Raw genomic sequence first — 26,093 nt, forward strand, 5'->3', positions numbered from 1 at the left:
CCATTGTTAGAGCCGCTGACCGTCACGAGCGGGAGCGCAAGGCCAAGGCGGACTCCGCGCCGCATCTTCACAGGCCCCCCAATATCTCGGCGCGCTTGGCCTGATATTCATCTTCGGAAATCAGGCCCTCGTCGCGCAGCGATTGCAGGTGGCGCAGCCGGTCGTCGACGCTGCCCCCGCCCGCGTCCGGCGGCGCGGCGGGACGGCGCATGATATCGGCGTCGGTGCGCAGCCGCTCGGCCATCCTCTTGCCGAGTTCCGCGACGATATCCGCTTTGGCCTCGGCGGATCGGCGCGGCTTCAACAGCCGAACCAGAAAGATCAGCACCAGCCCGGCGGCGAGAAAGATCAGCGTGTAATAGACGGTCGCCGCGCCGATCACGCGCAAGCTGATGTCGCGGCTGGTGCCATCTGCGTCGACGCAGAGGATCGTGCGCGCAACGCCGCTTTGCCCCGGCTTGTAGCTGTAGTTCTGCGAATGCGTCTCGACCGTGCCGTCGCAGACATAGGGCGCGGCGACCGTCACCAGCGGCGGATGAAGGGCTCCGCCGACGGACGCCACCATCACGCCGCAAAAGCCGCAGATCGCCGTCAGGCCGGTCAACCCGCATCCCCACCGCGCGGTGGCGGCCGATGCACCGCCCCTTGCGATGCCGCGCACGGCCGTGCGCCCGATCAGGCCCAGAATCAGGATGATGACCGGTCCCAACAGCATCATGCCCACGGTGAATATGGCTGAATCGCTCATCGCTTACCTGCCGCCCGTCATCGCGGCGATGCAGAAGCGTTCGGGGGCGTTCGGGTCGGCCTCATGCTCCTCGCCGCAATTGTTGCGCGTCGCCCACAGCAGCGTGCCCTGATCGGCGGACACGGCATAGGGCAGGTCGCCGCGCCAGGTGCCCGCGATGCGGCGCTCGGCGCGGGTCGCCATGTCGAAACGCACGATGCCGACGCCGGCGGGATAGGTCAGGCGCGAGCGTGCGTCGTCGAACAGGAAGGAGGCCAGTTCCCACCCGCCCCACGCCACCAGATAGGGTGTGCCGAGCGGTTTGCGCGTACGAATATGAAGGTCGAGCGTGCCGTGGCCGCGATCCGCCGTCCACACCAGCCAGCCTGCATTGCCGCGCAGCGACTGGACGGCATCGACGTCGTCGGAAAATTCGTCCTCGTGATAGACCAGCCCGCCCGTCACCGATTCCCACTGATCCTGCACCTCGAGCGGCCGATCGGGGAGGCGGCGGCTGCCAGCGACCGTCGCGGCGTAATAGGCCTGTGGGCCGCCCTCGCCCTCGCTGCCGTCGCCCCATAGCGAAGCGACGGCGAACAATGTGCCATCCCGCCAGGCGAAGCTGGTAATCAGAGCAACGGCATCGGCAGGATGCTCCGCGCGCATGTCGGGGCGCGGCGTCACGGCGATCAGCTTGCGGTCTGCAACGCGATAGAGCCACAACTGATCGGGACCGTCGAGTTCCCGGCTCGGCAGCAGAATGGCGACATGGCTGCCATCGGGCGACAGCCGCATCCCCGCGACCCGCACCTGCCCCTTTTTCACCAGTTTGGGCCGCGCACGGGCAATGGGGGTAAGGTCGATCTCGCCGATCACCCGCGTTGCGACCGGCGCGGCGGCGCGGTCGCCGAGCGTTTGGCGCCGCCCCAGATAGACGATCATCATGCAGTCATAGGCCTGATCGTGGACCCACGACGCGGGATCGTTCAACTCGGCGAAGCTGCGATCGGCGGCACAGCGGCGGTCGCGGTCGCCCACCCAGTCGCGCTGCTCGGCCACCAACGCCGCGCGCGCCGGGCCGGTCAGCCTGCCCAGCACGGCGCGATAGCTGCGCGACAGCGCCAAGTCCTGCCAGCGCAAGGCGGCGTTTGCGCAGATGAAGCGGTCAGCCGCACGCGTCGCCCTGGTGCAATCGAAGCTCGCCGGAACGGTGGCGGACGGCGCGGGCTGCGCGGTCGAGGAAACGGCGCCTGCCCCGCTCAGGGCAAGGCCGGCGAAAAACAACAGCCCACCGATGCGCGCGCGTTTAATCACGGACGAATATACGCGGATCATCGCACAGGTTCTGCTGGCCGATTGGATGCGGGTCACTACAGCAATCCTCCTCCTTTTCCGCGAACAGGACGGAGATTTCCCAGGTGCAGACGGCGGTCCCGCCGGGAATGGTGAAGGTGCGCTGCCGCCCCGGCGCCAGCCCGTCATAGCCGAAGGCGTCGGAATCGAGTTCGATATCATCCGGCTCGCGCAGCGCGATCTGTTCGATGCGGCGGCGGGATTTGTTCGTCACCGTCACCTTGAGGTCGGCTGCATCGACGCCAGCGTGATGCGGATCACGTTCCAGCGCGCGACCTAGCGCAGCAGTCGCGGCCAGGGCAAGCGCGACCAGGAGAAGAGGCATCTTATGGCCTTCTGATGATCGCATTTCCCGTTCCTGCTCGATCGAACCGAGGGCCTGCCCATGCAGAGGGAGCATGGGCAGGCCCGGCGGGGAGTCGGGGCAGCGGCAAGAGAGCCTTTGGGATCACCTTGCCCCTGAAATCGTCCACAGATGCGCCAACGGTCGCTATTGACGCCCCCTTCGTTCCCGCGATCAGGAGCAGATGCCATGTCCGCTGGCGCCCGTCTCGGACCCGGCGGAACGCGAGGTGGACCAGACGGCACTCGGCGGATAGGATGACCTGTCGATGGCGGCTAGCTGGCTGCCGGTAAACGGGGGGATGAGGTTTGAGCTCGGCGAGCCTGTCGAGACGATTGTCCACCGCATCGGTTCCGCTGCGCGAGCGGCTGCCGATGTGGCGCGAGGTGTTCGGACAAACGATGGTGCGGCTCGAGATCGAGCCGGCCAGGGACATATCCTTTCATGCCGAAGGAACATTATGCGCGTTGCCCGGCGCCGCCTATGCCTCCGTCTCCGCTTCGCCGGTGCGGGTCGCGCGGACGCGCAGCCTGATCGCCGCCGATCCGGTGGAGATGCTCTATCTGATCACCGCCGATGCTCCGCTCGAAGTTCGTCAGAACGGGCGCGAGCATATTCTGACGCCGGGAGACTCGATCTTCGTGCGCGGCGGCGAGGTCAGCACCATCGAATGCCGGAACCAGAGTCGCTTCACAAATATCGCCATCGCGCTCGACGACCTGCGCGCGCGCTATTCGGGAGCGGACGATCTGGCGATGCGCGTGCTGCCCCGGCAGAGCGACCTGCTGGGCCTGCTCCACGCCTATGTCGATATGCTGCGGCTGCGCGCCGGGGCAACTGCGGGTGCGGCGGCTCCGCTCGTCGCCGGGCATATCCGCGACCTGATCGCCGCCGTCGCCGCAGCGGACGGCCCAACGCCGCCCGAGCAACCGGGCGTGAAAGCGGCACGACTCCGCGCGATCAAGGCTGCGATCGCCCGCGAGCTCAGCGATCCGCAGCTGGGCGCCGAACGGGTGGCACGATATTGCGGCATCAGCCCGCGCTACATCCGCCGCCTGTTCCAGGATGAGGGGAGCAGCTTTTCGGCCTATGTTCTGGGCGAACGGCTCGATCGCGCCCATCGGCTGTTGCTGCATCCAGGACAGACCACGCGAACGATCGCGACGATCGCCTATGCCTGCGGTTTCGGTGACCTGTCCTACTTCAACCGCACCTTCCGCCGCCGCTTCGGCATGACGCCATCGGATTTGCGCGGCGCGGGCGTTTAGCGACAGCTCTTCTGCCAATCGGCAAACACGCCTTGCCATCCCCATCCCGACTGGTGGACCAGTTCGGTCAGCACATGCGCCAGATTGGCGGGGTTCGCCGCCGCCTCCGTATCTCCCGCGATCTCGACGCGATCGTCGGTGACGTGCAAGCCGAGCCCGCGTCGAATGGATTCGCGCGGAGGCGTCAGCGTTAGGCTGGCGTCATAGATCGTATCGGCATCGGGGTGGGTGCCATCGCGCGGGCGCAGGCCGCTGCTCATCCGCGCTTCGCCGGCGTTCATCGGCTTGTCGCCGCGGACCAGCGACACCTCGCGCGCCCGCACGCAATGACCGGCGGAGACGAAGGTCAGCCGCACCCCGATCGTCCGCTTGCCACCGCGAAAGGCGCGCGTCACCAGCAACTGCTCCGGCCGGTCCGCGGGGCGCTCGACGCGGAGGTCCAGCCCGGCGTTCGCCAGCGATTCGATCCGCCGCTTCAGGCGATGCTCGGGCAATGGCATGGCGCCGGGCGCAGGCGCCACCCACGCCGTCCACGCGGCGAGCCACAGCATGGAAACGACCATGATCGCGAAGTAGGCGACGCCGAAGGCCGCCATGAAATGCCATTGCGCGAGCCAACTATCGGGGCCGCTCCGCATCACGTAAATGGCCGGGACGAGCGTCCCGAACATGGTGAGCGCCCAGGCGGTGATGCCGATCTGCGAGCGGTCGGCTCCCCACGCGGCCGTGCCCGCGATCAACAGCGCGATCGGCACGAACAGGATGACGATCGTGGCCGGCGTCACCCGGCCGTCGCGCAGCCACAGCCAGCCGAGCGCTCCCGCGCCCGCGAGCAGCAACACCAGCGCGGCGACGACCACCGGCGGGTTCAGCAGCCGGTTCATCACATCCCGCCGCCGGTCGCCCGGCCGGTGATGGCGACCGCGCCCGCCTCGATTCCGCCGGGGATGTCGCCGCGCCGGAAGCGGGGCAGGATCACGCTGTCCATGATCGTCTGCGCGGCGGTATCGGGCAGGCGGTCCGCCAGGTCGCGCCCGACCATGATCCGCGCCTGCCGTTCGTTCGGCGCAACGAGCAACAGGATGCCGCTGTCCGCCATGCCGCGGCGGTCGGCGATCGTCGCGGCAAAGCGGGCAATGTCGATCCCGCCGATCGCGGGCGTGGTGACGACGACCAGCGGATGTCCGCTTCGCTGGTCGAAGGCCGTCAATACGGCATCGAGCCGCGCCTTGCTGTCGGCGGGCAGGATATTCGCTTCGTCGGCGATGCGCCCCTGCACGATGCGGAAGGCGATGCCGCCTTCGCCTTGCCGCACGGCGTCGGCGGGGCTGCTGGCGCCGAGGTCGATACGGACGATGCGCGGCGGCTTGCCGGGGCCGTCGATCGGCACATACCGGATGCGCGCAGGCATACCGTTCGCCAGCCGGACCGCCGGTTTCTCCTCGGTGCTGCCGCGATTGGCGAAGCCCGCTTCCAGCGCCCCCCAATTGATGTCGAATGCGACATTGCCGACCGCGAAACGCTCGTTATGCGCGTAAAAGGTGGCGCCCGTGCTCTTGCGCTTGCCGCGTGCGCGCACCAGGCGCCAATCATGGATCGGCCCTTCGACCTGCCGGGCCTCTCCGTTCGCCACCGCCTGCGTGACGCCGCGGTAGTCCCACAACGGCACCGCGCCCGACGCGAGGACTGTGAAGAAGCCGATCACCATGATCGGATAGCTGTTCCAGCCCGCTTTCCCGAACCCCCATTTCATCACCGCGCCGACGAGGATCAGCGCCAGCCCGATCAGCGGAAACTGCCAGTCGACGCTATCGTTCGCGATGTCATAGACGGTGGTGTAGCCCATATCGCCGTGTGCCCCCTTCGGCGTCGCGGTCAGTCCTTCAGGTAACGCTCGCCGCACGCCGCCATCGCGTCGACCGGCGGCCCCCACCGCACCGCTTGGGCCAGCGCGCGCATCGCGATTTCGCCGATATGATTGTCATCCTCCGCCGGATAGACTTCATTGTTCGACAATTGCTCGAGCTGGCCGTTGAGCTTGACCCAGGTCGCGGCGCGGGGATCGGGCGCGATCTCGCTTTGCGCGAAGATCTGAAGCAGCACGGTCGACAGCACATAGCATTGGGTGCGCGTGTCGCGGGTGTCGGGCGGAAGACCCTTGAACGCGCCTGCCTGCGTTTCCGGGAACGCTTTCGCGCAGGGGGCGGTGTAGCTTGCGGCCTTCTTGTCAGCGACGAACTTGTCCTGCAAACCCTTGTCCTGCGTACCGATGCTCTCGATCCTGGCGACGACCTTGGCCGGGTCGTCGAGGTCGCCGTCTGTCCCGGCGAGCAGCGCAAAATGCAGCGCATGGCTCGCATCGTCGAGCGGGACGGAGCCCTTCCCGACCTTTTCCTGCACGAGGGCCAGGGTGGCGCCATAGCAGAGCCCCGCGCTTTCCGTCCGGTCGGCGGGCAGTTGGACGTCGCCCGCACCGCCGCAGCCGGAGAGGATCAGGCCCGCGCAGACTGCGATCCCCAGCGCCGCGTTCCGCCACGTCGTCGTTCGGTATGGCTTGCCCTGCATCTCGATCCCTCCGGTAAAATCCGTCCTCGCGTCTGCCGACCATGGGCGCGGGATCGTCCGCTGTCGTGGACCATGCGGAACCGGGATGGGATTTTACGGCACTCGCGGCCACCGCCTTGCGGGGGGACAGGTCGTGCCGGTACACCTGCATCGGGCATGGTGGTGTGCGGATCAGCATGTCGCGGGCCGATGTCCGGACAGTGTCCGATACCGTGCTCGAATTGCTGGTTAGTGATGACAAGGCGCCAACGACGGCTGATGTAGCGTGTCTGGTCGCGCCCGCGCCGACGGTTCCGAGGAAACGCACGGAAGCCATCTCGCGACAGGCGCGACGAACAATCAAGAGGGCCGCGCAGCAGCCTTCAGGCGATCGAAATCAACGCCGGAATGACTGCAAACGGGCGCAATTGAGAAGTTCGCCGAAGCTCGTCCAGTCGGCGTCGAGCATCCATTGCAATATGCGCACCGTGGTCCTCATCGATCCGGCGCAATATCGGACCGCCGCGCGCGCCGAAGGCAGCTGGAGTATGATCAGCTGCTCGACCTCCTGCGAGGTTGTACGCATCGCGGGATTCAGCGCGAACGAACCCCGAACCTATGGCGTCAATGCAACCGTCCGGTTTTGGAACTATTGCTGCGACACGGTATCGAGGATGCCGTGTCGCGGTGACTGTTGACCACTACGCCCCTGGCCCCGCCTCCAACACAACGCGGACCATATGCCGCAACTGCGCCGCGAATATGTCGTTCATGGCCTGCGCGGCCTCCGTGCCAAAGATGCCGCGGAAGGTCGGGCCGGAGACCGCATGATAATTAACCGCGCCGAGAAGCTGGACGATGGTGGCGCGCAACTGGGCGTCCGTCGCGCCCGACCAACCCGGGACGTCACGAAGCATTCCGACAAGCTCGTCAAGGAACGGCTTGAGATACCAGGATCCGGCGCGTTCGGCCCGGACCTGGTTGTCGAGGATTTCGCGCATCAGCAGCCGCGACCGCTCGATCCGGAGCGGTGTGTCAGAAATCATGGCGACGAACCAGTCCTGCAGCCGTTGCGCCGGGTCCGTGCCGGGTTCCAACTCCGCCTTCAGATCGGCCAATGCGCCCGCAATCTGTTCCAGCACCAGCCCATAGAGCCGCTCCTTGGTACCGAAATGATGGAGCAGCGCCTGCTTCGTCAGGCCGAGTTCCGCCGCAATCTGGGCGATACTGACCCCGTAAAAGCCGCGCTCGGCGAAGAGCGCGCGCGCCTTCTCGATCATCCGGTCGCGCGTGGAGGCGGAGGGTTTGAACGCGGTCGCCATGCGCCATGGCTTGACGCCTACCGATCGGTAAGTCAACGTCCCTACCAATCGGTAAGGGGATTCGCATGGACCGCAAGGTCGAACTTGAACTCATCGACGAACTGAGACGGCTCGCCGCGTCCCAAAGCTTCTTCCTTGACGAGGTCGTCGCCCGGAGTCCGATCGAAACCTATCTCAGCGAAACACGGTTCGCCCGCGAACGCGAAGCGATCCTGCGCCGCCTGCCCCAAGCCGCCGCGCATGTCAGCGAACTTGCCAGCACCGGCTCCTTTCTTCGCTGCGATGTCCACGGCCTTCCCGTCCTGCTGACGCGCGACAGGCAGGGTATCGTGCATGCCTTCCTCAACGTCTGCCGCCACCGCGGCGCGCGACTGGTCGAAGCAGTATCCGGCTGCGCGCATCGCTTCACCTGCCCTTACCATGGCTGGACCTATGCCAATTCGGGGCCGCTGGTCGCCGCGCCCCATTTCGAGAGCGGCTTTAGCGGGATCGACAAGGCGGGGATCAGCCTGAAGCCGCTGCCCGTGAAAGAGGCCTTCGGTTTTATCTGGGTGGTCGGTGGTCCCGGGGGCACCTTCGACTTCGATGGCTATTTCGCGCCGCTCGCCGACGAACTCGACGCGCTGGAGATGGCGGCAATGACGATCGCGGCCGAGGATCGCATGGACTGTGACGCCAACTGGAAGCTGCTGATCGAAGGCGGAATCGAATCCTATCATTTCCGCGTCGCGCATCGCGACACCATTGCCCCCTATTTCGAGGACAATCTCTCGAGCTATCGTGCGCTGGGACCGCATCTGCGCTCGGTCCTCCCGCGCACCGGCATGGCCGCGCTCCCCGAAGCCACACGCGACGGCTGGCGGATGCGCGACCATGCCAACCTCGTCTACACGCTGTTTCCGACGACCCAGCTGCTCGTTCAGCAAGATCATGTGGTCTGGATCAGGCAGGAACCGCTTGGCCCTGGTCGCACCGGTCTTCGCCTGGCGACGCTCGCGCCAACCGGTGGCGCGCTGGCCGAAGGGAAGAGCGACGATTATTGGCGACGCAACCACGCCATCACCATGATGACGCTCGAGGAAGACATAAGGATCGGCGAGGGCATTCACGCCGGGCTCTCGTCGGGCGCGAACGAGCATTTCCTCTTCGGGCGGTTCGAGGGCGCGCTCGATCGGTTCAACCGGACGGTGACCGACCATCTCGACGCCGCCGCCGCAAGGAAGCCTGCATGACCGACGTCCCGCATATGCCGCCGCCGCAACAACGCATCATCCGCTCGCCCGATGGCCTCGATCTCGTCGCCGATCATGGCGGCCCGGCAAACGCCCCGGCGGTGATCCTGCTCCACGGCGGGGGTCAAACACGGCATAGCTGGAGCCGCGCGGTGGCGCGCCTGCGCGCCGAAGGCTTGCAGACCCTGAACTTCGACGCACGCGGGCATGGCGACAGCGACTGGTCGCCCGATGGCGCCTATTCTCTCCGCGATCGGGCCAATGATCTGAAGGCGGTGTCGAGCCTGCTGCACGTCCCGTTCATCCTTGTCGGCGCCTCGCTCGTTGGTGCCACCGCGATCCAGGCAATCCACGAAGGCTTGCGGCCCGCCGGGCTGGTGCTGGTCGATATCGTCCCCGAACCCGAGCCACGCGGTATCGAGCGCGTCCTTTCCTTCATGCACAGCCACCACCAAGGATTCGCCTCGGTGGAGGAAGCCGCCGCTGCCGTCGATGCCTATAATCCGCGCCGGACTGCCGCGCGCGATACCAGCGGCCTGATGAAGAATCTCCGCCGCCGCGACGACGGGCGGCTCTATTGGCATTGGGATCCGCGGATGCTGGAGAGGCCCCGTTCGCACTCGCTCAGCACGATGCCGGAGGCCGCCGAAACGCTGACCACCCTTCCCGACCTTCCCGTCCTGCTCGTCCGCGGCCTGTCGAGCGATGTCGTGAGCGATGCCAGCATCGCGGCATTTCGCCGGCAGCTCCCCTGGCTCGAGGTCGCCGATATCGCTGGCGCGGGTCATATGGTCGCGGGCGATCGCAACGACATCTTCAACGATGCCATTACCGCCTTTTCCAGGCAAACGCTGCACAAGGAACATCATGCCTCATAATCCGACCCCCGCATCGCCCGGTCAGCTCGGCGCCGTATTCACCCGGCAAGGCGATATCTGGCATCCCAGCATCCTGTCGAGCGGTCCATGGGACGCGCGCGCGCAGCATGGCGGAGCCCCTGGCGCATTATTTGCGTATCTCGCCGAAAGCGCCTTGGCGGATCCCGAATGGCAGCTCGCGCGCCTGAGCATCGAATTGATCAAGCCGGTGCCGGTCGCGCCATTGACGACACATCAGGATCTTCATCCGGGCCGCTCCACGACGCGCATCACGATCGACCTGTTCGCGGGTGAGACGCTGGTCGCCCGCGCCCATGCGCTTCTTGTCCGCGGCCAGCCGCTCAACTTGCCGCCGGACGTGCCGGGCTGGTCGCCTGCGCGGCTGCTTCCGCCGCCGTCCGAATGCCGAGAGCCGCTTTCCATTCCGGGCATGCCGACGAGCACCTCCTTCTACCACAGCGCGATGGAACACCGCATGGCGCAGGGCGATTCGACGCGGCCCGGCCCCGCCGCGACGTGGTTCCGCCTGACCGTCCCGCTGATACAGGACCAACCGACGTCGCCCACGATGCGCGCTGCGGCGGCCGCCGACTTCGGCAGCGGCGTGAGTTGGGTGTTGTCGGCCGAAAACTATCTGTTCGCCAACGCCGACCTCAGCCTGCACCTGCATCGTCCCGCCGAGGGCGAATGGATCGGGCTGCTGTCCGAGACGCAGGTCCATGCTGGCGGGGTCGGCACCGCACTGACCCGGCTTTACGACGAACGGGGTCCGATCGGTCTTGCCACCCAAACTTTGGTGCTGCGCGAACGCGCGCCGGCTTCCAGGACCAAAGAAAGCGCATTAGCGCAATGAGCGCCCCGCCAACCACGAAGCTGGAGGTGACCGCACAAGAAGCGGCGGCGATTCGCACCGCCGTTCGCACGGCCGATCTGTCGCTCCTCAGCCCGGCGCATCGCATCGCGGGCCCCGATCATATCGCGGGGTTGATCGCGCTGCTCGCCGACCCCGCCGTATCCGACCCGATCTACGATCTGCCCCGGCCTTTCACTCCCGACGTTATCGCGAACTGGATTTCGGAAGCCCGCGAGCGGCAGGCGCGCGGCGAAGCGATATTGGCCGTGACGCTCGACGAGCAGAGCAAGGTGTCGGGCTATTCCTATTTCACCATCTGGCCCGAGCGATCGGCGGCCGAACTCGCCGGCGCGAGCCGGGCCGATGTGCAGGGCGGAGGCCGGGGCAAAGCAGGCGCTGCGCGCAGCTTCGGATGGATGTTCGAGCATCTCGGCGTTCGCCTGATCGGCCTGACCGCCGCGCAGGATAATGTGCGATCCGCGCGCGTCATCGAGGCCGCCGGTTTCAAGGCGAAGGGCGAACGGCAGAGTGTCCGGCTCGACGGATCAGTCCGCATCTCCGACTATTGGGAACTCGCCCGCGACGAATGGCGGGCCTTGCTGCCCGGCCGTGATTGAAGGCCCGGGGCCGGCACGCCAAGCCTCATGGTGCCGCAGGATATCCGGAAGTATGGTATTGGGGGCCGATATGAACCCGACATCCCATTCAGCTCGACACCATTGTTTGGGACTTCACACCAGGAGTTCGAAGCTGTCGGCACGCGCCAAGCGCCAGGCCGCACTGTAGAAGTCGCGCTCCGACCCATCGGTGAGCAGTTCGCCTTCTTCGAGAAAGATATGGAGCTGCGAAAAGAGCCGGATTTCGGTGAGGCTGACGCGCCGAACCAGATGATGCGGACTCAGTTGACCGGGATGTTCGAGGCCCGCAGCGGCGATCATTTCGGACAGACCGAGCAGCGTATTGCGATGATAGTGATAGACGCGATCGGCCTTGTCACCGACGACCAAGGCGCGCTGCCGCGCCGGATCCTGCGTGGCGACGCCGACAGGACAGCGGTTCGTATGGCACGCAAGCGACTGGATGCAGCCGATCGCGAACATGAAACCGCGACCGGCGTTGGTCCAGTCGGCGCCCAGCGCCATGGCCGTGGCAATGTCAAAGGCACTGATGATCTTGCCTGCCGCGCCGATCTTGATCCTGTGGCGCAGCCCGGCGCCGACAAGACTGTTGTGGACGAAGAGCAGGCTCTCGCGCATCGGCATACCGAGATGATCGGTAAACTCGACCGGGGCAGCGCCGGTGCCGCCCTCGCCGCCATCGACGACGATATAGTCGGGCAATATATCGGTTTCGAGCATCGCCTTGACCATGCCCATGAATTCCCATGGCTGCCCGATGCACAGCTTGAACCCCACCGGTTTACCACCCGACAGGCGGCGCAGGTCCGCGACGAACTGCATGAGTTCGAGGGGTGTTGAAAAGGCGCTATGACGCGCGGGCGAGATACAGTCGCGCCCGCGCGGGATACCGCGCGTCGCGGATATCTCGGCGGTGATCTTCGCCGCCGGCAGGATGCCGCCCATCCCCGGCTTTGCGCCCTGGCTGATTTTGATTTCGATCATGCGGACCTGCGGGTCCGCCGCTTGCTCGGCGAACCGGACGGGATCGAAACGTCCTTCGTCCGTCCGGCACCCGAAATATCCGCTTCCGATCTCCCAGATAAGGTCGCCGCCATGTTCGCGGTGATAGGGACTGATCGAGCCTTCGCCCGTATCATGCGCGAAGCCGCCGAGCTTTGCCCCCTTGTTGAGGGCCCGGATGGCATTGGCGCTGAGCGCGCCGAAACTCATCGCCGAGATATTGAAGATCGATGCCGAATAGGGTTGCGTGCAGTCCGCTCCGCCGATGGGAACGCGAAAGGTCGCGGGATCTGCCACGGGAACGGGCCGTGTCGAATGGGCGATGAACTCGTAACCGTTGCGATAGACATCGACGAGAGTCCCGAATGGCCGGTCGCTGATCTCATTCTTGGCGCGCGCATAGACGAGCGAACGCTGGCTGCGCGAGAAGGGCGTCATCTCCTGCTCTCCTTCGAGCAGATATTGGCGGATGGCGGGCCGAAGGCTTTCGAACAGCCAGCGAAGGCGGCCGACGAGCGGATAATTCCGCCGCACCGAATGATCTGGCTGTGCAAGATCGGCGAGACCGACGAGCGTCAGAACGCCGGCAAGGATAGCGGGAGGAATCGCCCAGACGCTCGGCAGGAGCAGGCTGAACGCGATGGTCACGCTGGCCGCGGCCAGCAGCGGCGAATATCGGTTAATCAACAAGACGGGCTCCAGGGATGTCCACGCGGGGAGCGGACGATATCGAGGGGAAGAAACGGTTCGGGATACCGACACCGCGATCCCGAATGAGGCTCTGATTTCGACGCGACGTCCCGATCAGGGGGACAGGCTGTTCGAAAAGATCAACCCGATCACGATCGCAGCGGCCAGAAACCAGCCGATGGGCGCATAGGGTGTCGACAGGTCATGGCGGTGGTCGCGATAGAAGTCGTCGAGCTTCTCCGACAGTTGCGCGTCGGCCATCATGACCGCCTTGTCGAGCAGCGATAGCGACCGAAACATCGAGAGGAGGCGGGCACGTTCATCGCCATCCAGGTCGGGATAGCGGGCAAGCAAGGCTTCGACCTCACGGAACATGGGGACTGCGTTCCGCGAAGAGCGGCGGGGCGGGACCGTCATCCGCAAGCTCCCATCACACGCTGCGGCGCTTGCAACCGGGTCTGGAGACCCTTCGGCCCATCTCGCCTTGCGGGTCCGCTCGTCCAGAAAAGAGCGAGAGCGCACGAGAAACAGATGATCGCGCCCATCACCCAGCCGATCCGGCGTCGACGCGTAAAGGCGAAGAGCAGGCAATAAATCCCCACCACGACGAGGACAAAAATAATCGATGGAGCGGCGGCCGCTTGTGCCACTTTATCTCTCGCTATCTATCGCGGGGAAGCAACGGCCGAACCGATCAGCCAGCATGTCGCAATAAAGAGGAGGACGAAGGCCATGACATAGATCGCTTGTGCTCTGCAGCCGAGTTGCAGAGGCGCATCGGTATCGGGCGGTGCGACGTCTCTCATAGCGCGGGCTCGCAAACCCGCGCGGCACCGCGAAGCGCATTCGATCGGGCTGAGAAGGCCGTTACCATCGCCAGCATAAGCCGACGGGCTTCTACCCCCGCGCCCGTCCGGGGATCGCACCAGAGGTCCGAATAGAGCGAGGCATGGGCCCTGAGCTCCAAATAGCGTTCGCGCGCGGTGCTGCTCATGCGGCTTTCGACCCGCGCGACCTCGCGCCGCGCTGCCGCAAGCGGCAGTCCCGCACTCTCCTGCTCCGACCATATGGATCGCCGCATCGCCTCGACTTTGATCGAGGGCGCAGGAAAGTGAAAATATTGCGCCAGGCGCGCGATGATGGGCTGCCCGGCGCCACGACCAGACGCATTGAGGCGCAAGGCGACCGCGAGGAGCTGGTCGTCAGCAAGCGGCGAGCGCGCCAGCCGCTCGATCTCGCTATAACCGTCGTCGGCGATCGCCTCGACGCGCGCGGCACCGCCCGGTACCGATAATATTTCATTGGCGCGCAAGGAGGCGCTACGAAGCAGACGCGTGAAGAGCGCGTCGCGTTGGCTGGCTGCCATCATTTTCATGATCCTCAAAAAAGCGCTTCACAACGATCAAGCGGCGCTCGGCGGCTCGGGAGGCATGGAAGGCGGTGCCGAAGGCACTGGCCTCGGGCGCGTCTTTCCGGCAGGAAACGGAATAATCTTGCCATCGCTGGACTGGCCTCGCCGAAGCGCGCGACCGCCCTCCGCTTGCGCGGACGACTTCTCATCGTTGCTGTTCATGATTGCACTCCGACCCGACCGGGTCGCTCACTTCTCTACGTCAAAGCAATGCCCCGCCCCCGCCGGACGCGGGCACGGGGCGGCTAACCTTCGAGCAGCCGACCTGCATGATGCGCCGAGCATCGCAAGAGAAGTGTGTCACTCATGGGCGGCGATCATGGCCATTATGGCCGCGAAGTCAACTCGCCCGCTTGGCGAACTCTTAGCCTTCCCGTCACATGGGCCGATCCGCGCGCTATTCGCTTTGCCGGGCAAGGACCTAGCAACATTGCCGAGCGCGCATACCATACGCGTGCGCGTGCGATGGTTCGAGCCTCGACACCTCAGGTTCCGATGGCCCGACCTGGCCGCTTTTGCAAAGCCGGTCCGATTCGGCCCGCCAGCCGCCCATCGCACGCACCAAAATATCTACTCATATACTTGATAATATGTGTTCGAGACCCATCTGGAGGGCGCGATGTCTGTTTCCCTGAAATTCTGGAATTGGGGGCGCCTGCTGATTGGCGTTTAGCCGGACGCAGGCCGCGCCAGGCTGCGTCCGGTGCACGCATCCGAGCATGGATCGCGGCCGCGCCGCGGACCACGGCCCATTTCCTCCGATGCGGGGCGAACCCTCTTTTCACCCGCACAGCGACGACTGCACCGTCATCGTCGCTGCGCAAAGGAGATTCCAGTCATGGCAACCCGAACATATTCCAGTTTCCGAGGAGCGTCGCAAAAGACGCAAGAAGCCGAAAAATTGCTTGCCCGCTATCCCCGGCTCAATGAGCGGGAACTCGCGTGGCTGATCGAAATATTCCCCGCCTTGCCCCCGATCGGCAAGGCGGTGATGGCAGCCGACGAACGCTTGTCAGCCAAGCTGGCTGCCTTTTATCGCGATCATAGCGAAAAGCTCCATCTGCCGGCGGCGACGCTGTCTCTATCCCTTCTCCTCCCGATCATGGTGACGAGCGCCGCGCTGTGGTGGTTCCTCGGCTGATCGCACGATCGTGATCCACGCGTCGCCCGAACGATCTGGTCGCGGTGACCCTTCATCCGTTGGCGAAATGCCTCGCCTTGAAAGAAAGCCATTATGCCTACCCCGAATGCATCCATCCGTCCCAAAATCGGCATTGCCGCTCGTCAGCCAGTCCACCCCGGCGAAAGCTCCAAGCGCGCCAGTGCTCCCACCATATCTGTGAGCGAAGCCCGTTTTGCGGCGGGCGCCGAGGATATATCGTCGCTCCTGACCTTCATCCCCGTCGGGCTGCTCGCGCTTGTAACGTTCGGCGCGATGCTCACTTCCCGATGATCGTCTCCGCACCGTGCCGGATTGCATAATCCGGCACGGTGCGGCGTCCGGAAGGGCGATGACAATTGCGTCCATGCAGCGCAGGACCCAAGTTCGAAGCGCTCGCCCATGGCGGCGGACTGAAGCCTCCTCCCCGGCCGCGCCATCCCATATCTCTGGTAGTTCGCCCTCAGCCGCTTGATGATGTCATTGGCGCCACGACGGTGCCCAGGGCGCTGATCGCGCAGGCGGAGGCAGCCGGTATCCGCTGTTGCCGCTGCCATGGATAGACCGAGATGCCCCCGATAACCTAGTGCGAACCCGAAGATCCGCTCGAGCGCCGGCGAACAACCGACGGCAGGCCGACGCCGGGCGCCTAGGTTCGCATCGTCGATGACAACGGCCGCGACGTCCCTGCAGGCACCGCGGGGGAAGTCGCTGTCCGCGGACCCGAACGTTTTGCCAGCTATTGCGGGCCGAAGACAATGACGATGTCTTCCTGCCGAGCGGCTGGTTCCTGACGGGCGCTATCGGGGTGCTTGATGACGAAGCCTATCTCGCTATCACGGATGGCAAGAAGGACATCATCATCCGCGGAGGTGAAAATATCGCGTCGCGGGAAGTCGAGGATCTGGTGCTCACCATAGATGGCGCAGAAGACCCCCGAGCGGGTCGTCCTCGTCACCGCGCTCCCTCGCAACGCGTCATGCAAGATACTGAAGGCCGAGTTGCGGCAGTCACTTCACGCCGACGCGCCGCTTGCGTGAACCAGCGTGTCGTCTAAACCCTTGTGACGGCATGCTTGCCCGCAACGCCGATGACAAGGATGAAGGATGACGCTGGTCACGGAGAAGGATTTTGATCGACGCCAACGGCGCACACGAGCAGCGCTGCATGGCGCCCTCGACCGATTGATCGACCGTCTGCCCTTTTCCAAATTGAGCATCAGCCAGATCAGCGATGAGGCCGACGTCGGCCGTCCCACCTTCTATCGTCATTTTGCGGACGTCAACGCACTGCTGATCGATCGCCTGCGCGGCGACCTGGAAGAGCAGGCCGCTCTGGCTCGGTCGCTGAAGGCGACAAACGCTCCGTCCCGCACCCTGCTGACCGAAGTCACGGCTTTTGCGTGCCGCCGCATCGCGACGCATCCGGCGCTTTATCGCGCACTGCTCGACGGGTCCGCCGGGGCCAATGGCGTCGCGCTGTTTCGCGAGCAGATCGCGCATATCGTCGGCCTCTTGCAGACACAAAGCGGAACACGGAATCCGCATCGCTCCACGCTTGTCGTGGGCGCCGTCGCAGGCGCCGTCGCAGGCTTTCTCCTCGCATGGATCGAAGACGGGCTTGACCCGGACATCGACGAAGCCGCGACGCTGCTCGTGAACATGACTGAACCGCTAATGGTCGCATAGTATCGTGAACGACACAGCGGGTTGACCTCGCACCGAAACTCCGGAACACCTGAATGAAACAACTGTTTCATAAGGGAGCGGACGAGATGCAGCCCTTCGACAATCCGCCGCCATTCGGCAGCCTCGATCGGTGGCGCGGTATCGGCGATCCGCTGGCGGACGCTGTCATCGACGAACTTGCGGCGCGCGACGCGGCGGCCCGCCAAGATCTGGAAACGGGGATCAGCGCGGGCCTTTCGACTCTCGCGGCGCCGCCGCCGGCGCTGCGCGCCTTCCTGGAAAGCTGCGAAGCGGCAAGCGCCACCGAGACCGCCGCGATGGGCCGCGGGTCGGAGGCCTATCTGTCGATCGGCGCGACGTGGATTGCCCTGTCGCTGGGGCCGGGCTCGCTCACCCATACCTATAGCGCGCCCTCGATCGCGCGGGTGCTGGCGGACACCGGCAATCTGACGCGCATGGCCGAACGCAGGCTGCTGGAAACCGGCAAGTGGAATACCGCTTCGGTCGTTCCCGGCGCACTCCTCGTCGGGGCGCCCGGCTATGTGCATAATCTTCAGGTCCGGCTGCTGCATGCCCGCGTGCGCCACGCCCTGCTGCGGCGCGGCTGGGACGACCGGGCGGGCGTCCCGATCAACCAGTTGGAGCTGGCCCGGACCTGGCTCGATTTCACCTTCGTGCCCTTTGCGGCGCTCGACCGGCTGGGGATCGGGTTCACCGCAGAGGAACTTCGTGATCTCTACGCGCTGTGGCACAGGATCGCGGCGCTGCTGGGGGTCGCGTCCGAACTCTATCAGCCGGTCGTCGATCAGGCTTCGGGGGCCAGGCTGCTGGCCGCCATCGACGCCCAGGCGCCGCCGCCCGACGATCATTCGCGGCGGCTGACCGGGGCGATGCTCGATGCGGTCGCGACGCTGCTCGCGCCGCGGCTTCGCGTCGGGCGCACGCTGTCTCTGGCGCTGGCGCGCGCGATCCTGCGCCGGCTTCACGGCAACACCCTCGCCGACCAGCTTGGGGTTCCCTGGACGCCGGTCGCACTGGCGCTGCCGGCGATCGTCGTGATCAACCGGCTCGCGCGGCGGCGCTTGCACCGCTCACCCGAACAGCGCAGGCGCGCGGTCGCGCAAACGCGGGCTGCCTTCGCCGAAGCCGATCGCGATTTTGTTGGTCGAACGACCTACGAACGTGCCCTGAGGGAACCGGTGAAGACCGAGCCGCCCCGGACAATCGCCCCTCGGTAGCGTCCCGATGCTTAGGCAAAGACGGTAGCCGTTTACCGCGGGATCGAGATCCTACCGCGAACGACTACCGTCTCTCTCGCGCCGCAGCGGCGCGCGCGGGGGGCTCAGAGTCAGAAGGACGCCCGTAACCGGATGCCATAGGTACGCGGTGGTGCCAGATAGGCATTTTCGTCGCCCGTCTGGAGCGGCGTGTTGAAGCTCAACGTCGCGAAGGTCTTGTTGGTCAGATTCTGACCCCACGCCTCCAGCGTCAGCCCCGAGTCCGGCAGCTTGACGCCGAGATTGGCATTGAGGACGCCGGACGACCCGCGCTTCGTTGTCGAGGCGGTGTTGATGAACTGGGCGCCGCTATATTGATATTGCACACGCGCCGTCAGGTTCATCCGGTCGGTCACCGGCTGGTCGAGCGAGAGCGTCGCATTGCCCTGGAACTTCGGCGCATAGCGAAAGCGCTGCCCCGAGAGCGCCGGATCAATCGAGGGATCGACCCCATATTTGGCGTGGGGCAGCCAGGTTCCGTCCAGCCCGAGGGTGAGCGCCGGGGTGATCTGGAACAGATTTTCGACCTCGAGGCCATAATCGGTCGCCGACTTCGCGTTGAGCACGGTAAAGCGAAGACCGATGAACTGCGCCACCTGAATGTTCGACAGGTCATAATAGAAGAAAGCGACGTTCGTGCGAGCGCGGCGATCAAGATATTCGACCTTGGCACCGGCCTCGAAGGCGTTGACCTTTTCGGGCTTGTAGACCGGGCTCAAGGGCGCCTGCGCCGTGACGCCGGGGAAAAAGGCTGCGCGCAGCGGAGCAGGGATGGCATTGAACGCGTCGGCGTTGTTGACCAGCGTCCCCGCGCCATTGGCATCCATGTTGACGCCGCCCGCCTTGAACCCGCGATTATAGGTCGCATAGAGCATCACGTCGTCGGTCGGGCGATACTGGATACCCAAAGTGCCGCTCAGCGCCTTGTCGGTCGTCGATGCGTCATAGGCGGGACCCGGCTGGATGCCGAGCAAGCGGAACACATCGTTGACCGCAGAGCGATAGAAGTCGTTGGCGAAGGAACCCTGCTTCCTTTCGATCGAATAGCGCAGGCCTGCGATCAGATTGACCTTGTCCCCAAGCGCGAAGTCGAGATGCCCGAACATCGCATAGGATTTGGCGCGTCCGCCCATCATTTCACCCGCCCACTGGCCCGGACCCGCAAACGCGGTGTTGGCGGGAACGCCGCTTGCCCCCAAGGCGGCATTCCAGAACGCCTGCCCCTGCGAAGCCCAGATCAGATCGCGGGTCATTGCGAGCTTTTCATCCGAGAAAAAGCCGCCGAGAACCATGTCGGCGCCCAGCGCTTCGATCTTGCCGTTGTAGGTGAGCTCCTGCGAGAAGAAGCGGCTGGAAAAGCTTTCGTCGAGCGTGAAGATGTCGGCACCCGAGAAATCGGGATCGGTGTCGTTCTGCGTCACCTTGAACTTGCGCAGCGCGGTGACCGACTTCAGCTCGCCTGTGCCCAGTCCGAACGTCGCGAGCAATGTGCCCCCATAATCCTCGGTTCTCTGCCGCCCCTCATGATTGAGCGTCTGTTCGAAATCGTCGAGGTCGGTCGAGGGCAGCGCCAGGCCCAGTCCGGCGGTCAGGGCATTGATCAGCGGCTGCGTCGGTCCATCGATATAGTTGCTGGTCGCATAGCAGCAATTGCCGCGGCTCAACGAATAATCCCCGATCAGGCGGATCGAAATGCCGTCACTGGGATCGACGCGAAGCTGCGCCTTCACGGCCTGGGTGCGGTCGCTGTTGAGCGGCCGCCCCGTCGCGGCATCCTGATAAAAGCCGTCGCGGGAGGATGCGAGGCCGGCGATCCGGAACGCCGCGCTGTCGCCCAGCGGCACGCTCGCCGCCGCGCGGGCCAGAATCGAATCATAATTGCCGTATCCGAGATCCACCATCCCTTCGGCATCGCCCAGCGCAGGAGTTGCCGAACTCAGCAGCAGCGCACCCGCCGTCGTATTCTTCCCGAACAAGGTGCCTTGCGGACCACGCAAGACCTGGAGGTTGTCGATGTCGAGGAAGTTCTGCAACGCGGCCGCCGCTCGCGTGCGGTAGACGCCGTCGATGAACACGCCGACCGAGCCTTCGAAACTGCGGCTGTTGCCGGTGGTCCCGAGACCGCGGATGATGACGTTCGCGCTCGATGAGGAGATATTCGACACGCGGAAGCTGATGCTCGGGCTGATCGCCTGGATATTGGCGATATTTTCGACCCGTGCGGTCGCCAGCGCATCCGAATCGGCGGCAGTGATGGCGATCGGGACGTTCTGGATATTCTCGCTTCGCCGCTGTGCAGTGACGATGATGTCTCCCAGCCCTTCACTCTCGTTCGCCGCGACGGAACCGCCCGAATCCTGCGCCGAAGCCACGCCGGCAAAGCCGATGGCGATCGACGAACACACGCTCAGACACAAAGACTTGGCAAAGCTGCTCATATATCCTCCCCTAGGGTTGCGGCGCGATCTTTCGCGCTCTGCGCAAACCATCTCACGAGCGATAATATTTTACAACTGTATCTTATGATTCGTTTGTATTAAAATATCGAGGGCTGTGGGCATTACAGGCGGACGGCGGGTGTCTTCAGCACGGTTCCGCCAGGCGCGCGAAAAGGCGGTTCAACCGTTCTGGAAATTCTGGCTGCCAAGACGGCGGATGTCGCAAGCCTCGAGTGGATTCCCACTCATATCGACGCCTTTGCCGCTGCCGGAACGATCCTCGCCATGCTGGAACGCGTGTCGGCCGTGGTCGGGACACCTGCGGCGCACCAAATAGAGGCTGACGCAATGACCGACGCCGCCGCATGGCTTATCGCATGCACCGTCGCGCCGGTGCGAAAGGCGGTCTAGGCAGGCTGCGGCGCTGCCGACAGCCTCGATCGCAGCGACGCGACAAATCGGTCCTTGAGCAAGGCAAGCGAGGCGGTCACCATCGTCTTGTCGCCGATCAGGTCGCGCCCGATCGCAAGCCCCTGCGTCGCACCGATCAGAAGATAAACTTCGTTCAGAAAGCCGGGGAGGTCGGCAATCTCATATTGTTCGGCAACGACCCGGATCTTGTCCGAGGTCAGTTCGTTCACCGTTGACATCGCGCCCTTCAATCCGACACCGAGACCGGCGTCCCAACGGCTCGCGAGTTGGATCTCGGCAAAGGCCCGCGCCGGAATATCATTCTGGACGCGCCAGATGATGTTCGGGAAATCCATGAGGCCGCGCAGCAGGTCGCTGTGCCGCAGCAGCCCGCTTTCGACCGCCGCCAGCATGCGCGCCATTGCCTCTTCGGCTGCCGCGACCATCAACTCTTCGCGCGTCGGGAACTGGTGGAGCAATGATCCGCGGCTGACCCCTGCGTCGTCGAGCACGGTCTGCGTGGTCGTCGCGGCATAGCCGTGCAGTGCGACAAGCTTGATCGCGCTCGACAACAGAATTTCGCGGGTCGCGAGGCCGCGCCGGGTCTGGCCGCGCGGCTTCCTCGTCATCGCCGCCGCTTCGGTCCCGGCAGGATTTTCGTTGCTCAAGCCCGCTTCTCGTCCTTGGTTCGCATCATTACGGCTTATGCAGAAAAACCGTTACGCGTCCATCGCGCTATTCCGCGCGTCAGCCCGTGGAGAATTCAAGGCCGACGAAATTCCCCTCAGCCAGCCAGCTATCCTTGACGAAGAAAAACATTGCTGCTCCCGCGCCATAGCCGAAACCCTGCGCCGCTTCCCTGGTCAGCTTGCCCTCAAGGTTATAATAGCCCGGCGTGCATTGCTCGAAAAAGGGCAGCAGATTTCCCGACACCTCCCAGCAATGGCTGACCCAGCCGTCCTGCGCCGCCTTCGTCGGCTCGACCACCGGGCGGCCGGTTGCCCGGGCCTGTCCGATCACCGCGGCGATCGCCTTCGCCCCCTCAGCGAGGCTGTGGCAGAAATTGGCGGCCAGGGCGCCCTGTGCATTCTGATGAATGAACAGGTTGGGAAAGCCGTGGACGTGCATACCGTGGAAGGTCGCAAACTCCTTTGCCCAGACGGTCTGGAGCGACTGCCCTCCGCGTCCGACGATGTCATAGCCCGCGCGGCGGATGAAATCGGTGCCGACCTCGAACCCCGACGCGAAAATGATGCAATCGGCTTCATATTCGGCGTCGCCGACGCGAAAGCCCGCCGCCGTGATCGCATCGACGCCCTGCCCACGGGTATCGACGAGCGTCACATTGTCGCGGTTGAAGGTTTCGAGATAGCCGTCGTGGAAAACCGGGCGCTTGCAGAAGCGGCGATACCAGGGCTTCAACGCCTCGGCAGTCGCGGGATCGTTGACGATGCGGTTGATCCGCGCGCGAATGTCATTCATCTTCTCGGCGTCGGCGACTTCGGCGACGTGCATCAATTGTTCGATCGCGTCGTCACCCCTGACCTCCTTGGCGGCGGCGGCAATCGAAGTGAACAGGAAGGTCCAGCCGTCGTCGATCAAATCCTTATCGGCCATGCCGCCCGAGGTCAGTGCGTTGAAATTGTTCATCAGCTCCTGCTGCCAGCCGGGCTCTAACCCGGCGACCCATTCGGGATCGGTCGGCTGTTCCTCGCGAACGTCGACCCCTGAGGGGGTACGCTGGACGACATAGAGATGTTCGGCATGCTCGGCGAGATAGGGGATGCACTGGATACCGGTCGCGCCGGTGCCGATGATCGCGATCTTCTTGTCCTTCAAGCCCGTCAGCCCACCGTCGGGACCGCCGCCGGTATAGTCATAATCCCAGCGGCTGGTGTGGAAGATATGCCCCTCGAAGCCTGCGATTCCGGGGATGCCCGGCAGCTTGGGTTTCGACATCGGACCGTTCGCGGTCACCAGATAGCGCGCTTCGATGACATCGCCGCGATCGGTCGCGACCTGCCAGACCGAGCGATCCTCCCGCCATTCGGCGCGCGTCACCAGCGTCTGGAACAATGCCTTGTCGCGAAGTTCCCAATGATCGACGATTCGCTCGGCATGGGCGCGGATTTCAGGTCCGGAGGCATAGTTGCGCGGCGGCATATAGCCCGTCTCTTCGAGCAAGGGCAGATAGACATAGGCCTTCATGTCGCAGGCCAGGCCTGGATAGCGGTTCCAGTACCAGGTTCCGCCGAAACCGCCGCCCTTTTCGAGCAGCAGCACGTCGTCGATGCCGGCGTCCTTCAGCTTCACGGCGGTCAAGATGCCGCCGAAGCCCGCGCCGACGATCGCGACCTCGCACTGGCGAACCACGGGGTCGCGCCCGATCTGCTCGACATAGGGATCGTCGGCGAAATGCCGGAAATCGCCTCCGATTTCGATATATTGGCCGATCCCGTCCCGACGCAGACGCTTGTCGCGTTCGGCGCGATATTTCTTGCGCAAGGATTCAAGATCGATCGCCGGGGCCGCGGCCTGCGAAATGGACATGCTCATCTCCTTAACCCAATGACCGGCGGTCAGCCCTGCTTAACCCAAAATTCGTCGAGCCCGCGAAAGCCCGGATTGATCGTATAAACCGGTACATGCGCGGGGTCGGGCGCCAGCGTGGGCAAGCGCTCGACCAGCACTTTCAGCAGTTCCTGGGCCTCGAGCCGCGCAAGCGGCGCACCGAGGCAGATGTGGCGGCCACCGCCGAACGAGAAATGCTTGACCGGCTTGCGCTCGATATCGAAGCGATCGGGGTCGGGGTTGAGTGCCGGGTCATGGTTGAGCGCGGACAGCATCACCGAAATCTGATGCCCCTTGGGAACGGTCGTGCCGCCGAGCTCCATATCGTCGGGCGCGACGCGGTCGGTCGAGAAGATCGGCGGCTCGAACCGGATCGCCTCATCGACCGCATTGGGAATGAGCGCCGGGTTCGCGCATAGCCGCGCATAGGAATCGCCCGTCGTCAGGATGTTGCGCAGCATCGTGCCGAGCAGGTCGGTGGTTGTCTGATTGCCCGCGATCAGCAGCACCTGGCTAAGCTCGATGATTTCGGCATCGGCCAGCCGGTCGCCGTCCTGCTCGACCGCGATCATCGCGCTGATCAGGTCGTCGCCGTTGACGGCGCGTTCGCGGCGTTCGGCAATCTCGGCGGCGAACAGATTGTACAGGCTGACCGCTGCCTCGGAACCCGCTTGCTTGACCTCGGGTGACGCCAGCGGGTTGAGGTTCGCCGCGACCATCTGGTCCGACCATAGTTTAAAATTGTCGTGATGGCTGGCGTCGATCCCCAGCACCTCGGCGATCGCGATCGTCGGCAGCGGCCGCGCGATGGTTTCGATGAAATCGAACACGCCGCCCGCGGCGGCATCGACCAGTTCGCGGCACAGATCGCCGATGCGGGGCCGCTGACGTTCGATCCGCTCGTTGTTGAACGCTTTGCCGACCAGCCCGCGCACGCGCTTGTGCAGCGGGTCGTCCATGAACATGATCGGCGGATTCTTCTCCAGATCCTCGCCGCGCAGTCGGCGCGTCGAGGTTTCGATCGTGTTGCGCGGATCCGTCGGCAGGCTGCGGTCGGTTAGTACTTTGCGGCCGATATCAGCCGACAGCACGACAGTGTCGCGCAAAATGCCGTCGTGATAGACGGGGCAGCGCCCGCGCGCGCCATCGAGCACGGCGCGCGGATTGGCCCGAAAATTTTCAGACAGCGAGGTCAATTCGATGCCGCGCGGCAGGTCGTCGGAAACGGGTGCGTTCATGCGGTCTGGTCCCTCTTGCAGTCAGATGAGCGGCTGCAGATTCAGGACCTGCTTGGCCATGGCGAGCAACCCGACATCGCTCGCCGGTTCGCCGCTGATCGCGGCCTCGATCTGGCGGTGGCGGGTTTCGATTTCTTCGCGATACTCCGAGTGCGTGATGACATAGAAGCGCCGCTCGGCGAGCGCCGCGAACAGCTGGTCGGCGATCGCGGCGGGCGCCAGGCCGTTACCGACGAACTGGCGGGTGAAGGCGCGCTCGGCTTCCTCCGCCGACGTCAGCGCTTCGCGCGACAGATAGTCTGGCAGGTTGCGGTCGGCGTCGGTGATGTTGGTCGCGACGCTGCCCGGACAGAGCACCGCGGCGTGCATGCCGTGCGGGCGCAGTTCGTGCGCGAGCGTCTCCGAAATAGCGAGGACGGCGTGCTTGGTTGCCGCATAGACCGCCGAAGTCCCGGGCGAGACGATCAGCCCGGTGACCGACGCAGTGTTGACGACATAACCCTGCTCGCCGCTCGCGATCATCGCGGGTACGAACAGGCTGAGCCCGTAGCCGACGCCAAGGACGTTGACCGACACCGTCCAGCGCCAATCCTCCGGCGTCGCGGCGCTCGCAGGCGCCTTCCACGCGACGCCGGCGTTGTTTACCAGCAGGAACGGCGCGCCATGCCCGGCGATCACCGCCTCCGCCACTGCGCGATAATTGTCGAGATCAGCAACATCGAGTTGATAGGTCGCGACCTCGGCGCCAGCGCCGCGCAGCGTCTCCGCAGCCGCCGCCAGCGCATTGGCGGAAATGTCCGCGATCAGCAATTTCATACCTTCAGCCGCGCATCGTTCGGCGATGGCGAGGCCGATACCGCTTGCCGCGCCCGTGATGAAGGCGGCCTTCCCGCGTAATTGCATCAATGCCCGCTCCTCTCGCTCCAAACGCCACGAGCCATTACGACTCGGGCTGACATTAAATTAGTCTATATAGACTATTTTAGACAATCCAACCCCTCCCATTCAGCGCGCCATAATCTCGAATTATCGTGGATACCCTCTCGGGGT

The 26,093-nt window shown here is 64.7% G+C and carries 24 protein-coding genes; 8 read left to right on the forward strand and 16 right to left on the reverse strand.

From position 1 onward, the window contains the following. Window positions 1-67 precede the first annotated feature (67 nt). Genes VHO04_RS13340 through VHO04_RS13350 form a run of 3 tightly spaced genes read right to left on the reverse strand, consistent with a single transcriptional unit; the run spans window position 68 to window position 2,480 of the window. The gene (locus VHO04_RS13340) at window positions 68-748 is read right to left on the reverse strand and encodes an SHOCT domain-containing protein (protein WP_329628736.1); all 681 of its coding nucleotides are present in this window, start codon (window positions 746-748) and stop codon (window positions 68-70) included. 3 nt (window positions 749-751) lie between these two features. Further along, on the reverse strand, window positions 752-2,041 hold the full coding sequence (locus VHO04_RS13345) for a lysozyme inhibitor LprI family protein (protein WP_329628737.1): 1,290 nt from the start codon (window positions 2,039-2,041) through the stop codon (window positions 752-754). Continuing rightward, entirely contained in the window at window positions 2,034-2,480 is a 447-nt protein-coding gene (locus VHO04_RS13350; RefSeq protein WP_329628738.1) for a hypothetical protein, read from the reverse strand. The genes VHO04_RS13345 and VHO04_RS13350 overlap by 8 nt, the downstream gene beginning before the upstream one ends. 278 nt (window positions 2,481-2,758) lie before the next feature. On the opposite strand from VHO04_RS13350, the gene VHO04_RS13355 reads away from it, so the two are divergent. Next, entirely contained in the window at window positions 2,759-3,691 is a 933-nt protein-coding gene (locus VHO04_RS13355) for an AraC family transcriptional regulator (protein ID WP_329628739.1), read from the forward strand. Here the strand turns inward: VHO04_RS13355 and VHO04_RS13360 are convergent. From VHO04_RS13360 to VHO04_RS13375, 4 genes are all read right to left on the reverse strand, one after another. Then, window positions 3,688-4,575 (reverse strand): hypothetical protein, encoded by an 888-nt coding sequence (locus tag VHO04_RS13360; protein ID WP_329628740.1) that lies wholly within the window; start codon window positions 4,573-4,575, stop codon window positions 3,688-3,690. The two genes, VHO04_RS13355 and VHO04_RS13360, sit on opposite strands and share 4 nt — an antisense overlap. Beyond that, the gene (locus tag VHO04_RS13365; protein ID WP_329628741.1) at window positions 4,575-5,537 is read right to left on the reverse strand and encodes a TPM domain-containing protein; all 963 of its coding nucleotides are present in this window, start codon (window positions 5,535-5,537) and stop codon (window positions 4,575-4,577) included. The genes VHO04_RS13360 and VHO04_RS13365 overlap by 1 nt, the downstream gene beginning before the upstream one ends. Before the next feature lie 29 nt (window positions 5,538-5,566). Beyond that, entirely contained in the window at window positions 5,567-6,256 is a 690-nt protein-coding gene (locus tag VHO04_RS13370) for a hypothetical protein (protein WP_329628742.1), read from the reverse strand. A 680-nt stretch (window positions 6,257-6,936) separates the two neighbouring features. Further along, on the reverse strand, window positions 6,937-7,557 hold the full coding sequence (locus tag VHO04_RS13375) for a TetR/AcrR family transcriptional regulator (RefSeq protein ID WP_329628743.1): 621 nt from the start codon (window positions 7,555-7,557) through the stop codon (window positions 6,937-6,939). A gap of 65 nt (window positions 7,558-7,622) precedes the next feature. Between VHO04_RS13375 and VHO04_RS13380 the strand changes: the two genes are divergently transcribed. The 4 genes from VHO04_RS13380 to VHO04_RS13395 are packed head-to-tail and all read left to right on the forward strand — an operon-like array spanning window position 7,623 to window position 11,137. Further along, window positions 7,623-8,789 (forward strand): aromatic ring-hydroxylating oxygenase subunit alpha, encoded by a 1,167-nt coding sequence (locus tag VHO04_RS13380; RefSeq protein ID WP_329628744.1) that lies wholly within the window; start codon window positions 7,623-7,625, stop codon window positions 8,787-8,789. Further along, window positions 8,786-9,667, forward strand: coding sequence for an alpha/beta hydrolase (locus tag VHO04_RS13385; protein ID WP_329628745.1), 882 nt, complete (start codon window positions 8,786-8,788; stop codon window positions 9,665-9,667). The genes VHO04_RS13380 and VHO04_RS13385 overlap by 4 nt, the downstream gene beginning before the upstream one ends. Further along, window positions 9,657-10,520 (forward strand): thioesterase family protein, encoded by an 864-nt coding sequence (locus VHO04_RS13390; protein WP_329628795.1) that lies wholly within the window; start codon window positions 9,657-9,659, stop codon window positions 10,518-10,520. The genes VHO04_RS13385 and VHO04_RS13390 overlap by 11 nt, the downstream gene beginning before the upstream one ends. Next, entirely contained in the window at window positions 10,517-11,137 is a 621-nt protein-coding gene (locus VHO04_RS13395) for a GNAT family N-acetyltransferase (protein WP_329628746.1), read from the forward strand. Before VHO04_RS13390 ends, VHO04_RS13395 begins: the two co-directional genes overlap by 4 nt. A gap of 114 nt (window positions 11,138-11,251) precedes the next feature. Here VHO04_RS13395 and VHO04_RS13400 read toward each other — a convergent pair whose 3' ends face one another. From VHO04_RS13400 to VHO04_RS13410, 3 genes are all read right to left on the reverse strand, one after another. Then, window positions 11,252-12,844: an FMN-binding glutamate synthase family protein gene (locus VHO04_RS13400; protein WP_329628796.1), complete on the reverse strand. Its 1,593-nt coding sequence runs from the start codon at window positions 12,842-12,844 to the stop codon at window positions 11,252-11,254. Between the two features lie 120 nt (window positions 12,845-12,964). After that, window positions 12,965-13,225 (reverse strand): hypothetical protein, encoded by a 261-nt coding sequence (locus VHO04_RS13405; protein ID WP_329628747.1) that lies wholly within the window; start codon window positions 13,223-13,225, stop codon window positions 12,965-12,967. A gap of 427 nt (window positions 13,226-13,652) precedes the next feature. Beyond that, window positions 13,653-14,219 carry a hypothetical protein gene (locus VHO04_RS13410; RefSeq protein ID WP_329628748.1) on the reverse strand — a complete coding sequence of 189 codons (567 nt, stop codon included), beginning with the start codon at window positions 14,217-14,219 and terminating at the stop codon, window positions 13,653-13,655. An 880-nt stretch (window positions 14,220-15,099) separates the two neighbouring features. Here VHO04_RS13410 and VHO04_RS13415 point away from each other — a divergent pair. Continuing rightward, a complete protein-coding gene (locus tag VHO04_RS13415; RefSeq protein ID WP_329628749.1) occupies window positions 15,100-15,402 on the forward strand; it encodes a hypothetical protein in 303 nt (100 codons plus the stop codon). A gap of 757 nt (window positions 15,403-16,159) precedes the next feature. Here VHO04_RS13415 and VHO04_RS13420 read toward each other — a convergent pair. Beyond that, a complete protein-coding gene (locus VHO04_RS13420) occupies window positions 16,160-16,378 on the reverse strand; it encodes a hypothetical protein (protein ID WP_329628750.1) in 219 nt (72 codons plus the stop codon). 148 nt (window positions 16,379-16,526) lie between these two features. Between VHO04_RS13420 and VHO04_RS13425 the strand changes: the two genes are divergently transcribed. Beyond that, window positions 16,527-17,108, forward strand: coding sequence for a TetR/AcrR family transcriptional regulator (locus VHO04_RS13425; RefSeq protein ID WP_329628751.1), 582 nt, complete (start codon window positions 16,527-16,529; stop codon window positions 17,106-17,108). Between the two features lie 53 nt (window positions 17,109-17,161). Then, complete coding sequence (locus tag VHO04_RS13430) at window positions 17,162-18,346, forward strand: oxygenase MpaB family protein (RefSeq protein WP_329628752.1); 1,185 nt, start codon at window positions 17,162-17,164, stop codon at window positions 18,344-18,346. Window positions 18,347-18,456: 110 nt separating this feature from the next. Here VHO04_RS13430 and VHO04_RS13435 read toward each other — a convergent pair whose 3' ends face one another. The 5 genes from VHO04_RS13435 to VHO04_RS13455 form a co-directional block, all read right to left on the reverse strand. Next, on the reverse strand, window positions 18,457-20,823 hold the full coding sequence (locus VHO04_RS13435) for a TonB-dependent receptor (protein WP_329628753.1): 2,367 nt from the start codon (window positions 20,821-20,823) through the stop codon (window positions 18,457-18,459). Window positions 20,824-21,230: 407 nt separating this feature from the next. Then, window positions 21,231-21,902 (reverse strand): helix-turn-helix domain-containing protein, encoded by a 672-nt coding sequence (locus VHO04_RS13440; protein WP_329628754.1) that lies wholly within the window; start codon window positions 21,900-21,902, stop codon window positions 21,231-21,233. A 79-nt stretch (window positions 21,903-21,981) separates the two neighbouring features. Then, entirely contained in the window at window positions 21,982-23,784 is a 1,803-nt protein-coding gene (locus VHO04_RS13445; protein ID WP_329628755.1) for an NAD(P)/FAD-dependent oxidoreductase, read from the reverse strand. Window positions 23,785-23,813: 29 nt separating this feature from the next. Next, window positions 23,814-25,043: a cytochrome P450 gene (locus VHO04_RS13450; protein ID WP_329628756.1), complete on the reverse strand. Its 1,230-nt coding sequence runs from the start codon at window positions 25,041-25,043 to the stop codon at window positions 23,814-23,816. A gap of 21 nt (window positions 25,044-25,064) precedes the next feature. Continuing rightward, window positions 25,065-25,946, reverse strand: coding sequence for an SDR family NAD(P)-dependent oxidoreductase (locus VHO04_RS13455; protein ID WP_329628757.1), 882 nt, complete (start codon window positions 25,944-25,946; stop codon window positions 25,065-25,067). Window positions 25,947-26,093 lie beyond the last annotated feature (147 nt).

The sequence above is a fragment of the Sphingopyxis sp. genome, assembly GCF_036261875.1.
Lineage (GTDB): Bacteria > Pseudomonadota > Alphaproteobacteria > Sphingomonadales > Sphingomonadaceae > Sphingopyxis.